Origin of the sequence: Sphaerisporangium krabiense, from assembly GCF_014200435.1 — a bacterium.
GTDB classification, from domain to species: Bacteria; Actinomycetota; Actinomycetes; order Streptosporangiales; family Streptosporangiaceae; genus Sphaerisporangium; species Sphaerisporangium krabiense.
Genome location: NZ_JACHBR010000001.1, coordinates 6169541 through 6181293, shown reverse-complemented (window position 1 = coordinate 6181293; position 11753 = coordinate 6169541). Strand labels below are relative to the sequence as shown.

The window sequence follows — 11753 nt, the reverse complement described above, 5'->3', positions numbered from 1 at the left end:
TCCTCACGGACGGCGGCCGTCCTCCGGGCCCTCGGCGCGGCCGGAGTCGATGTCGTTGGCGATCTCCTTGCGGATGGCGTCCATGTCCAGCGCGCGGACCTGGGTGATCAGGTCCTCCAGGGCGGGAGCGGGGAGGGCGCCCGGCTGGGCGAAGACCACGATGCCGTCACGGATGGCCATCACGGTCGGGATCGAGGTGATGTCGAACCCTTCCGCCAGCGCCCGCTCGGCGTCGGTGTCGATCTTCCCGAAGGTGATGTCCGCGTGCTTCTGGGACGCCTTCTCGAAGATGGGCCCGAAGGTGCGGCACGGCCCGCACCAGGCGGCCCAGAAGTCGAGGAGGACGATCCCCTCGTCGGCGATCTCGTTGAAGTTGGACTCGGTCACCGCGATCGTCGCCACAGATGGCTCCTCGTCTCGTCTCTCGTCGTGTCGAACGGCATAACCATGTACCCGTTCACCGCATTCCGCACACGAACCCGCCCGGTCCGTAGCCGGATGCGGTCAATTGTCGCCGAGAATCCTGTCGCCACGGACCGGTTCCTGATGCGGCCGGCCGAGTTCCGGGGGCATGAAGGCTCCGGCGTCGCGTAGCTCGCGGACGACGTCGACGAGGGCCGCGACGGCGGGTCCGGCGGCGTCGCGCCGCCAGACGACGCTGTGGTCGGCGTAGGGGCTCGGCTCGCTGAAGGGGCGGTAGACGACTCCGGCGAAGGGCCTGGCCGCGGCGGCGCCGACGACGGTGAGCCCGACGGCGGAGCCGGTGAGCACCAACGGCAGGAGCCGGTCGAGGCTGGATATCTCCCGGTGGATGGTCACCGTGGCGCCGCGGGCCTCGAGCTGGCCGACGAAGTGGTCGTGCAGCCATGGGTTGACGGCGCGCTCGACGGTGACCAGCGGCTCGTGCGACAACCGGGCGGGATCGATCGTGTCGGAGCCCGCGAGGGGATGACCGGCGGACAGCGCGACCACGAGAGGTTCGCGGGTCACCAGGAGCGAGTCGAGGCCGGGCGGGAGCTCGGCGGTCCAGCAGAAGCCGACGTCGAGACGGCGGCCGGTGAGCGCGGCGAGCTGGTCGGGGGTGGTCATCGGGCAGGGGGCCAGCCGGACCGAGGGAAGGCGGGCGCGCAACGCGGGCACCGCGAGCTGGAACAGCCGCGGGCCGAGGTCCTCGGCGTAGCCGACGCTCACGTCGTCCAGCGTGCCGGCGGCGGCGCGGCGGCCGACGTCGAGAGCGTGGCGCACGGCGGCCACCGCACCGCGCGCCTCGCGCAGGAACACCTCCCCCACCGCGGTCACCGTCACCCGCCGGCTGGTGCGGGTGAACAGGGGGGCGCCGAGTTCGCGTTCCAGGCGGCGGATCTGCTCGCTGACGGACTGCTGGGTGACGTGCAACCGCGCCGCGGCCCGGCCGAAGTGCAGTTCCTCCGCGACGGTGACGGCGTACTCCAACTGCCGAAGCTCCATACCCCATAGTGACAGGCTCCGCCTGTCGGACATGCCGGTGTTCGTCGTTGATGCCGGTCCGCGCTCGGCGATGTCATGGACATCGGAAACCGGCTCGGAGACCGGCACCCTGATCGGAGGAGCACTGACATGAGGACCTGGTTCATCACCGGCACGTCCCGCGGTTTCGGCAGGGAAATGACCGAGATCCTGCTCGGGCGCGGTGACCGTGTCGCCGCCACCCTGCGCGATCCCTCCCGGCTCGACGAACTGGCCGACCGCCACACCGACCGGCTGTGGCGTGCCGAGCTCGACGTCACCGACACCGCGCGGATGCGCGAGGTCGTCCGCCGCGCGTTCGCCGACCTCGGGCGGATCGACGTCGTCGTGTCCAACGCCGGCCACGGACTGATCGGCCTGGCCGAGGAGCTCACCGACGAGCAGATCCGCCGCCAGCTCGACACCAACGTCACGGCCCCGATCCAGCTCGTCCGCGCGGTCACGCCGCACCTGCGTGAGCAGGGCGGCGGCCGGATCCTGCAGACCTCCAGCATGGGCGGGCACATCGCCTACCCCGCGCTGTCGCTGTACCACGCGAGCAAGTGGGCGATCGAGGGGTTCTTCGAGGCCTACGCGCAGGAGGTCGAACCATTCGGCATCCGCACGACCCTCATCGAACCGGGCATGGTCGCCACCGGCTTCTACGCGTCCGCCGACGTCGCGCCCTCCGAGCTCGCCGCCTACGCGGGGACCCAGGCCGCCGCCTTCACCCACGGCGAGTCCTCCGTCGCGTTGCGGGACATGCCCGGCGATCCGCGCAAGGTAGCCCAGGCGATGATCCGCATCGGCGTCCACGCGGACCCGCCGCGCCGCCAGTTGCTCGGCTCGGACGCCTACCGACTGGTCCACGACGCCCTGCACGCCCGCCTGAGCGCGGTACGCGCCCAGCGCCCGATCGCCATGACCACCGACCGCGACGACCTGACCGCCGCCGGTGCCTAGTGCCGTACCCGGAGACCTCCGCCGGAAGGTGACCGGCTCAACTGGCGCTCGGCCGACCCGGCCGTGTTCCGCGGCGTCAAGGAGGCCCTCGCCGCCGACTTCACCGACGAGGGGGTGAGCCGGCTGCTCAACATGCTCGAACCTGACGAGACCGCCACCATCCCCATGGCCGAGGCGCGGGGCGAGGCGCACACCTGGGGCCGCATTTCGCGAACCTACGTCCGTTTCACCCTCGACCGGCTGATTCCCCCGGCGCTACAGGACCGGTTCATCAGCGAGGCCGACCGTCTCACGCCGGACAACCCGACCGACGTACGCAGCGTCGCGGCGCCCCACGTCGGCCCCCTCCACCGCCCCGAGGTGGTGAGGATCTTCAACGAGCTCCTCACTCACCGTCCCCACGGGTGACCCCGCCGGTGATGCCCCGGCCGGCGGCACCGGTCTCGTCCGGTCCAATGAATCGTCTGAGTTGGGGCAAAGGCCGGGCTCGGCGTACCGGTGTCCAGGACCGGACGCGCGAGACTGCTCACCGACGTTCCTTCCCGAACCCGGGACAGACGACCGGGCGCCCGGCGACTCAGGGGGTGGCGCGGATGCGGATCGTGGTGGACCTCACCCGCTGCCAGGGCTACGCGCAGTGCGTGTTCCTCGCCCCTCAGGTGTTCGAGCTGCACGGCGAGGAGGCGCTGCTGTACGACCCTGACGTGCCCGCCGGCCTGCTCGACCGGGTACGCCAGGCCGCGGCGGCGTGCCCCGTCCAGGCCATCCTCGTGGGTGAGCAGGTGAGGGCCGATGCCCCGTGATCTCGACCAGGGCCGCATCGTCATCGTCGGCGCGTCGCTGGCCGGGCTGCGGGCCGCCGAGACGCTGCGCGAGGAGGGCTTCACCGGCTCGTTGACCGTCGTGGGAGACGAGCCCCACCCGCCCTACGACCGGCCGCCGCTGTCCAAACAGGTGCTGCTCGGCAAGGCCGCGGCGGACGCCACCGCGCTTCCCGCGCGCCGGGGCCTGGACGCGGACTGGCGGCTGGGGGTGGCGGCCACGGGTCTGGACGCGGCGGGGAAGCGGGTGCTGCTGGCCGACGGCGAGTCGCTGCCCTACGACCGGCTGCTGATCGCCACCGGGACGCGGGCACGGCCCTGGCCCGACCCGGCGCAGGCGGCCCTGGACGGGGTTCTCACCCTGCGCACCGCCGACGACGCGGCGCGCCTGGCCGAGCGGCTGGCCGCGGGGCCGCGCCGGGTGCTGGTGATCGGCGGGGGCTTCACGGGCTCGGAGATCGCCTCGGCCTGCCGGGAGCGGGGCATCGAGGTCACCGTCGCGGAACGTGGCCCCGCACCGCTGGTGGGCGCGCTCGGCGGGACGCTGGCGAAGCTCGCGGCAGGGCTGCAGCGGGCGCACGGGGTGGACCTGCGCTGCGGGGTGACGGTGACCGCGCTGCGGGGGAACGGCCGCTTCACCGGCGCGGACCTGTCGGACGGCGACCGCGTCGACGCGGACGTGTGCGTCGTCGCGATGGGGGCGGTCCGCAACACCGAATGGCTGGCGGACTCCGGGCTGGCCGCGGGCCGGCTGGGGGTCGCCTGCGACGCGGGGTGCCGTGTCTTCGACGCCTACGGCATCGTCACCGACGACGTCTTCGTGGCCGGCGACGTCGCCCGCTTCCCGCACCCGCTGTTCGAGTACCAGATGCTCGCCCTGGAGCACTGGGGCAACGCGGTCGCGCAGGCCGGGGTCGCCGCCCACAACATGGTCAGTCCGGGGCCGCTGCGGCGCCCGCACCTGGCGGTCCCGGTCTTCTGGTCCAGCCAGTTCGGGGTGAACGTCAAGTCCGTCGGCGTCCCCTCCTTCTCCGACCAGGTGGTCATCGCCCAGGGCTCGCTCGGCGAACGCCGTCTGGTGGCGGTCTACGGCTACCGGGGCCGCGTGACCGCCGCGGTCACCGTGAACATGGCCAAGTGGCTGGAGCACTACCAGGGCCTGATCGAGACCGCGGCCCCGTTCCCGCCCGGTCCGGGCGCGGCCGACGGCCACCCGCTGGTGACCGAGTTCCCGGTCCCCTCCAACGTGCCCGACCCTCGGGGGCTCCTGCACGGTCCCACCGTCGCGCTCACCGGCCACCTGCCCGACCGCCGGCTGACTCTGGTCCGGCCCGGCGGCTGATCCTCGCCGTCCCTTCCCTGCCACCAGGAGCCCGCATGGCCGTCGACACCCTGCTGGAGCGGATCACCGACCACGCCAACCGCCCCGACCCCTACCCGCTGTACGCCGAGCTCCGCGAGGCGGGGGTGGTTCGGCAGACCGATGGAAGCTACCTGGTCGGCACCTATTACGACATCGCCGCGCTGCTGCACGATCCGCGGGTCAGCTCCGACCCCCGCAACCTCGCCCCTCCATACCGCGAGGTGGTCCCGGAGGCGGGGCAGCTCTCCTTCATCCGGCTCGACGACCCCGAGCACCACCGGCTGCGCGGCCTGGCCATGCGGCCGTTCGGCCCTCCGCACAGCCCGCACCGGGTGGACGCGATGCGCGGCCAGATCGCCTCGATCACCGCGGAACTGGCCGAGGCGCTGGAGGGCCGCACGCGGATCGACGTCGTGGAGGACTTCGCCTACCCGCTGCCGGTCACCGTCATCTGCCGGCTGCTCGGTGTGCCCCGGGAGGACGAGCCGGTGTTCCGGGAGTGGTCCGCCGCGATCGTCGATGTCGCGGACATCACGCCCGGCCAGGACCCCGGCGAACGGCGGACGGCCGGCGAGCAGGCTCTGACGGAGATGGGCCGGTACCTGGTGGACCTCGCCGAGGGGCGCCGCGGCCACCCCGGCGACGACATGCTCTCGGCGTTCGTCAACGAGCCGGGCGGAGCGTTCACCCGGGAGGAGCTCGCGGCCACCGCCGTGCTGCTGCTGGTCGCCGGGCACGAGACCACGGTCAACCTGATCGCCAACGGGGTGCTCACCCTGCTGCGCCACCCCGACCAGTTGGACCGGCTGCGCCGTGAACCCGATCTGCTCCCCGCGGCGGTGGAGGAACTGCTGCGGTACGAGCCCCCGGTCCAGATCCGCAGGCGCACCCCTCTGGCCAACATCGACGTCGCCGGCGTCACCGTCCCCAAGGGCGTGCCCCTGATCCTGGTGCTGGCCTCCGGCAACCGCGACCCCAAGCGGTTCCCCGATCCCGAACGGTTCGACCCCGCCCGCACCGACAACCAGCACCTCGGCTTCGGCGGCGGCGTCCATCTCTGCTACGGCGCGCCGCTGGCCCGGGTCGAGGCTCAGACCGCACTCGGCGCTCTGATCCCCCACCTCGGCGCCGCGACGCTCCTGCGGGACCCGCCCGCCTACCGGCACAACGCCATGCTCCGCGGCCCCCGGCACCTCCCCGTCGAACTGTGACGCCTCCTCGGCTCGCCGGGACATGAGGAAGCCCCGGCGGTGGCCGGGGCTCTTCGTGGGGACGCGGGGCGCTACGAGCAGTTCTTGGCCAGGCGCTGGGTGGCGTCGGTGGCCTGGGTGGTGAGCTTTGTCAGCTCGGTGGCCGCAGTGGGGTTGGAGACGTCGATCTTGATGCCGCCCCAGGTGGTGGACAGGTCCGTCAGGGTGGCCTTCAGGTCGCCGTCGGCCTTGCCGGACAGGTCCTTGAGCTTGGCGGCCAGGCCGGCGGTCGCCGTGTTGAACGCCTCCAGGTTGCCGGCGCCCGCGGCGGCCTGGGTGCTGTAGTCCTGGAACGCCTTCAGCGCGTCCTCGCAGACCGCCTTGGTGCTACCGCCGCCACATCCCGTCGTGAGCGAGACGAGCACCGCCGTCGCGACGACGGCGAGAGCGTGACGGGGGAGGTTGAGGGACATTATGTGCCTTTCCTTGTGATCTTCGAACGAGGACCACGCTAGGGACGCCCCCTTACAACCCGCTTACATCCCGCCTGCACGGCAGGCCACCGCCCCACACCGCCCGCCGTACCCGCGCACGGCGCGGTGAACGAGAAAGACCCCGGCCGGGGCCGGGGTCCTTCGTCTGGCGGGGTCAGTTCTTCTTCAGGTCCAGGCCGAAGAGGAGGGGGTCGTGGTCGGAGGAGCGGAAGGCTTCCGGGGAGTAGAGGTACGGGGGGTTGAACTCGGTGTTGTAGTCGAGGAATCTGCCCTCGTCGGCGTTGATGTGCCAGATGGTGGCGCCGGTGACGAGCTTGAGGAGCTTCTTGCCCACCAGGACGTGGTCGAGTTCGCCGGAGAGGCCGCCGAAGACGTAGCTGTAGCGGTCCTTCTTGGTGAGGAACTTCTTGCTGACGCTGACCAGCTTGCCGTCCTCAAGGGTGTGGATCGGGTCCTCCTCGCCGTAGGCGTTGAGGTCGCCCAGCACGACGGGGTTGGGCAGGTTGTAGGTGTCGACGAGGCCGAGGACGGCCTGGGCCTGGCGGACGCGCTCGGCGTTGAAACAGCTCTGGCCGTCGCCCTGGTCCTGGTCGGGGCCGGTGGCGCCGTCGCAGCCCTTGGACTTGAAGTGGTTGACGATCAGCGTGAACGAGGTGCCGTCGCCGCCCTTGGCCCGCTGGAACTGCTGGATCAGCGGCGGACGGCGGAACACCGGGTCGCCGGAGGAGGCGGGGAGGCCGATGGGCTTGACCACGGCGGGCTTGTAGATGAGCGCGACCTGGATCTCGTCCGTGCCGGTGTAGGGGGCGACGACGCCCTTGTAGGTGCCCGCGCCGACCTCGGCGTTGAGGGCGTCGACCAGGGTGTTCAGCGCGGTGGCGCCGTTGTTCTCGACCTCCATGAGCCCGGCCACGTCGGGGTCGAGGCCGCGCAGGGTGGCGACGAGCTTGGCGAGCTGGCGGGCGCGCTCCTCGGCGGTGTTGGCGCCGCGCTTGTTCAGCGTCGTGAACCAGTTGAGGGTGTTGAGGCTCGCCACCCGGACGTCGCCGCCGACCTTCTCCGGCTTGGCCGGGCGGGGGTTGTCGGCCTGGAAGGCGACGGGCAGGGCCGGCTGGACGCGGTAGACGTTGAAGCCGTAGGTGAGGACGCCGGTGAGCGCGGTGGTCGTGTCACCGACGCGCACGGTGTTCGAGCCCGCGGTGTGGTACGGCAGCGTGGGCGGGTTCTGCGTGTTGGAGCCGTCGTCGAGCAGGATCGTGCGGCGCGCGTTCAGGGACGGGTCCACGCCCTCGCGGTCGGTGGGCTGGAACAGCCGCCCCTCGGAGGACAGGGTGATCTCGCCGAAGCGCCCGAGGTTGTAGACCTCGGAGACGGTGAGCTTCTCGGGGAAGGTGACGAGCACGCCCTCCAGCGGTTCGAGGCTCGCGCCCTCCGCGATCGGCAGCCTCACCTTGGCGGGCTTGACCGTGCCGGCGCCGCAGACGTCGACGGCGGTGACCGGGGACAGCTCGGTGAGGCCGTTGAACTCGGTGACGGTGCCGCTGACCAGGACGCGGTCACCGGTCGCGGCGGGCCTGGTGGTGAACACGAAGAGGCCGTCGGAGGTGGCGGGGTCGGCGTCAGGGGTCGGATCCTGGATGTAGAACCCGCCGAACTGGCCGGCGCCCTGGTAGTCGCCGGTGACGACGCCCTCGACGCGGACGGCGGCGCCGGCGAGGGGGCTGGCGGCGCCGTCACCCTGGATCTGGGCGATCTGGTGGGTGGCGGGGAGCTCGCACGGCGCGCCCGTGGGGCTGGGGGTCGGCGTCGGGGTCTCGGTCGGCGTGGGCGTCGGCGTCACCGTCGGGGTGGGCGAGTCCGTGGGGGTCGGCGAGTCCGTCGGGGTCGGGCTGCCGGTCGGCGTCGGGGACGGCGTCGGCTCGGCGCCGCAGGGGGCGGGCGTGGTGGCCGAGTTGCGCGGCGCGGGGGCGCCGGTGGTGAAGTCGGCGGCGTTGTCGTCGGTGTCGGCGCACCCGTGCTCGCCGCGCAGGCCCGCGGTCGCGTTGGTCAGCGCCGGGGCGGGCGTGCCCTCGGAGAAGTTGGCCGTGCCGTATCCGACCAGGTCGGCGACCAGCGCCCGCTGCTCGGCCGAACAGGGGGCCGAGCCGCCGTTGCAGGCCAGGCCGTCGGGCGAGCGGACCAGCGCCACCTTGCCGGCGGTGCCGCTCAGGTTGAGCGTGCCGGTCGCGTCGGGGGCGGGCAGGGATCCGGACGGCGTCGTGCCCGCGGCGAGCTGCACCAGGTGGTACTGGCCGGGGGCCAGCGAACCGGCGAGGTTCAGCTTGTTGGCGGCGAAGTTCCCCGTGCCGGTGGCGCTGGCGTACTGCAGGGACCAGCCGTCGAGGGGGACGGCGGAACCGCTGCGGTTGAACAGTTCCACGAAGTCGTTGGTGAGCGGGGCGCCGGAGTTCCCGCCACCTCCGTACACCTGGCTGATCACGACGGTCCCCGGTTCCGCGGCGGCCGGGGACGTGGCGAGGACGACGGCACCGGCGATGGCCACGCCGGCGGCGGCTAGGGCGGCGAGCGCCCGGGATAGAGCACGCATGATCCGGCAGCGTAAGCGCGATAACTCGCTCTATCTCGTACTAGACCTATATAGAAGGTGAAAAGGGAGAATCTTGACACTGGATGTGGAGTGACGAGCCGTCCCCTTGTGGGGTTCCGACCAGGGTCAACGGAATCATCGGCGACCGTGTGTCACCATTCCATCACGATTTAGCTACCCGTTGCCTGACATTGGGTATGAGTTTGCCATGGGATCCCCGCTGAAAATCATCCCCCTCGATGTCGAATGGAGGACGTGCGACGCCTCGCCGCAGTGCGTGGGCGTCGCCGCCGGCCCGTACGCGCGCTGCCTGGCCCATCTCGCCCCCGCCGAGGTGGAGGAGGTCTTACGCGGCCTGGCCCCCGGCCAGGGCGTGGACCTGCGCGGCACGTCGCTCGACGAGGACCTGCTCACCCGGGTGCTCGACGCCGTGCAGCACCGTCTCGGCAGGGCGCGGTTCGACCGTGCCCTCTTCACCGGCCCCGCGCGCTTCGGCGAGGTCGTCTTCACCGGCGACGCGACGTTCGACAGCGCGCGGTTCGACCGGCTGGCCTCGTTCTTCGGGACCCGTTTCACGCGCAACGTGTCCTTCGGCGAGGCGCGCTTCCGCCGCGAGTTCACGATGCACGGATCACGGGTGCGCGGCCACGGCGCCTTCGACCGCGCCCACTTCGGCAGCGACGCGCTGTTCGGGGAGGCCCGGTTCGGCAGGGACGCCTCGTTCCGCGGCGCGGAGTTCCACGGGTTCGCGGCGTTCGACGGCACCACCTTCGACGGCGACGCCATCTTCCGCGGCGCGCGCTTCCGCAGGGCGCTGTCGCTGCGCGCGGCCGCCTGCGGGGGGACGGCGGGGTTCGAGGGGGTACGGTTCCACGGCCCCGCCTACCTCGGGCCGATGCGCGTCGGACGGCGGCTGTCGCTGACCGAGGCGCGCGCGTTCGCGGCGCTGAGCGTGGACACGGGCGGCTGCGGGGTGGACCTGCGCGCGGCCGACTTCGGCGGGCGGTTCGCCGCGCGCCTGTCGGACGCCGACGTGGACCTGCGGGACGCGGCGCTGGCGGGTCCCGCGGCGCTGACCCGGCACGCGGGACGGCTGCGCGTCATCTCCCTGGACCGCCTGGACGCGCCCGCGCTCACGCTGACCGGCGTGGACCTGCGCGCGTGCGGCCTCGGCGGGCTGCGCCGTCCCGAGGGCCTGCGGCTGTCGGGCTGCCTGTTCGCGCGCACGCCGCCGGGGGTGCGGCTCGGCCTGCGCTGGCCGCCGATCCGGTGGTGGACGAGGCGGCGGGTGCTGGCGGACGAGCACGCCTGGCGGGGCTGGTCCCTGACCGGTGAGCGGGCCGCGGATCCGGGACGCCTGGCCGTCCTGTACGAGCGGCTGCGCCCGGCGGTGGACGACGCGCGGACCTCGGCGGACTTCCGCTTCGGCGCCATGGAGATGCGGCGGCTGGCGAGCCCGCCGGGCAGGGCGAGGCTGCTGCTGTCGCTGTACTGGCTGGCCTGTGGGTACGGGCTGCGGATCGGGCGCACGCTCGGGTGGGTGGCGGCGGCCGCGGCGGTCACCGCCGGCGCGCTGTGCTGGACCGCCGCGGCGCAGCCCGCCCGCCGCCCGATCGGCCATCCCACCCCCTCGGCGCACCGCCCCGCCGTCCCGCCCCCGGCCGTCCACCGGCTCATCACCCTGGCACGCTGACCCCGCTCCGGGCGGGCGCGTAAGGGAAGCCGGCCACTTAACCTCTATTTCCAGTCTGGACAGTAGGTAATACCGGAATTAGGGTGTCGGTATGACGAGTCCCCCCAAATCGGGCTCGACGCCATAGCGATCCTGTTCCCGGCGCGCGTCCCCGCCGCCGTACGACGCCGCGCCCCGCGCGGCCCTCCGGTCACCGTCCCGCATCGTCCCCCGGGCCCGGCGCCCCACGCCGGCCGACGTCCCCCCGGCACGGCCGCGCGTCCCTCCGGCGCGCGCGGACCCGCCCAAGGAGCCGCTCTCGATGACTTCACCGGTCCTGAACGCCCCCGCGTCCCTGGAGATCCCCGGCGATCCCCCGGCACGCGCCGCGCGATCCCCGATCGCCGGGGTCCTCGCCCGGCTCACCGCCCGGGCGCGCAGGCTCGCCGGCCTCGCGGCGATCCTGGTCCTCTGGCAGATCGGCGCCTCCAGCGGCTGGCTCGGCTCGACGACGCCGCCGCCGACCCGGGTGTGGGAGGCGGCGCTCGACCTGATCGGCACCGGCGAGCTGCAGCACCACCTCGCCGTGTCGCTCGGCAGGGTGGCCAAGGGCCTCGCGCTCGGCCTCGGCGCGGGGCTCGTCCTCGGCCTGGCCGCGGGCCTGGTCCGCCTGTTCGAGGACGTCATCGACGCCCCCGTCCAGGCCCTGCGGATGCTCCCCCACCTCGCGCTCGTGCCGGTGTTCATCATCTGGTTCGGCATCGGCGAGACCTCGAAGATCGCGCTGATCACGATCGGCCCGATCTTCCCGCTGTACGTCAACGTCTTCCACGGCATCAGGAGCGTGGACGAGCGGTTCGTGGAGTCGGCGCGCTCCTGCGGGGTCAAGGGGTTCGCCCTGATCCGCCGGGTCATCCTGCCCGGCGCGCTGCCGCAGATCCTCGTCGGCCTCCGGCAGGCGCTCGGCATCGGCTGGCTCAGCCTGGTCGTCGCCGAGCAGACCGCGACGACCGCCGGGATCGGCTTCCTGGTCACCGACGCCAAGGAGTTCCTGCGCACCGACGTCGTGTTCGTCGTCCTCGCCGTGTACGCCCTGCTCGGGCTGGCCACCGACCTGCTCGTCCGCGTCCTCGAACGCCACGCCCTGGCCTGGCGCCGGGGCTTCACCGCGAAATGAG

At 72.7% G+C, this 11753-nt stretch carries 11 protein-coding genes; 7 read left to right on the top strand and 4 right to left on the bottom strand.

What is annotated here, in order from left to right:
- Positions 1-3: 3 nt before the first annotated feature.
- Both trxA and BJ981_RS27085 read right to left on the bottom strand, forming a co-directional pair.
- The gene (trxA, locus tag BJ981_RS27090; protein ID WP_184615017.1) at positions 4-402 is read right to left on the bottom strand and encodes a thioredoxin; all 399 of its coding nucleotides are present in this window, start codon (positions 400-402) and stop codon (positions 4-6) included.
- Positions 403-504: 102 nt separating this feature from the next.
- Positions 505-1467 carry a LysR family transcriptional regulator gene (locus BJ981_RS27085; RefSeq protein WP_184615015.1) on the bottom strand — a complete coding sequence of 321 codons (963 nt, stop codon included), beginning with the start codon at positions 1465-1467 and terminating at the stop codon, positions 505-507.
- Between the two features lie 129 nt (positions 1468-1596).
- On the opposite strand from BJ981_RS27085, the gene BJ981_RS27080 reads away from it, so the two are divergent.
- The 5 genes from BJ981_RS27080 (at position 1597) to BJ981_RS27060 (ending at position 5843) form a co-directional block, all read left to right on the top strand.
- A complete protein-coding gene (locus BJ981_RS27080; RefSeq protein ID WP_184615013.1) occupies positions 1597-2448 on the top strand; it encodes an SDR family oxidoreductase in 852 nt (283 codons plus the stop codon).
- A 63-nt stretch (positions 2449-2511) separates the two neighbouring features.
- The gene (locus BJ981_RS27075; protein ID WP_184615011.1) at positions 2512-2856 is read left to right on the top strand and encodes a hypothetical protein; all 345 of its coding nucleotides are present in this window, start codon (positions 2512-2514) and stop codon (positions 2854-2856) included.
- Positions 2857-3041: 185 nt separating this feature from the next.
- On the top strand, positions 3042-3251 hold the full coding sequence (locus tag BJ981_RS27070) for a ferredoxin (RefSeq protein WP_184615009.1): 210 nt from the start codon (positions 3042-3044) through the stop codon (positions 3249-3251).
- On the top strand, positions 3241-4611 hold the full coding sequence (locus BJ981_RS27065; protein ID WP_184615007.1) for an NAD(P)/FAD-dependent oxidoreductase: 1371 nt from the start codon (positions 3241-3243) through the stop codon (positions 4609-4611). The genes BJ981_RS27070 and BJ981_RS27065 overlap by 11 nt, the downstream gene beginning before the upstream one ends.
- Before the next feature lie 35 nt (positions 4612-4646).
- Positions 4647-5843 carry a cytochrome P450 gene (locus tag BJ981_RS27060; protein WP_184615005.1) on the top strand — a complete coding sequence of 399 codons (1197 nt, stop codon included), beginning with the start codon at positions 4647-4649 and terminating at the stop codon, positions 5841-5843.
- A gap of 71 nt (positions 5844-5914) precedes the next feature.
- Here BJ981_RS27060 and BJ981_RS27055 read toward each other — a convergent pair whose 3' ends face one another.
- Both BJ981_RS27055 and BJ981_RS27050 read right to left on the bottom strand, forming a co-directional pair.
- Positions 5915-6295 carry a DUF8711 family protein gene (locus BJ981_RS27055; RefSeq protein WP_184615003.1) on the bottom strand — a complete coding sequence of 127 codons (381 nt, stop codon included), beginning with the start codon at positions 6293-6295 and terminating at the stop codon, positions 5915-5917.
- A gap of 175 nt (positions 6296-6470) precedes the next feature.
- Positions 6471-8903, bottom strand: a complete 2433-nt coding sequence (locus BJ981_RS27050) for an ExeM/NucH family extracellular endonuclease (protein WP_184615001.1) — start codon at positions 8901-8903, stop codon at positions 6471-6473.
- 208 nt (positions 8904-9111) lie between these two features.
- On the opposite strand from BJ981_RS27050, the gene BJ981_RS27045 reads away from it, so the two are divergent.
- Complete coding sequence (locus BJ981_RS27045) at positions 9112-10596, top strand: pentapeptide repeat-containing protein (RefSeq protein WP_184615000.1); 1485 nt, start codon at positions 9112-9114, stop codon at positions 10594-10596.
- Positions 10597-10897: 301 nt separating this feature from the next.
- Positions 10898-11752 carry an ABC transporter permease gene (locus BJ981_RS27040; protein ID WP_184614998.1) on the top strand — a complete coding sequence of 285 codons (855 nt, stop codon included), beginning with the start codon at positions 10898-10900 and terminating at the stop codon, positions 11750-11752.
- Position 11753 lies beyond the last annotated feature (1 nt).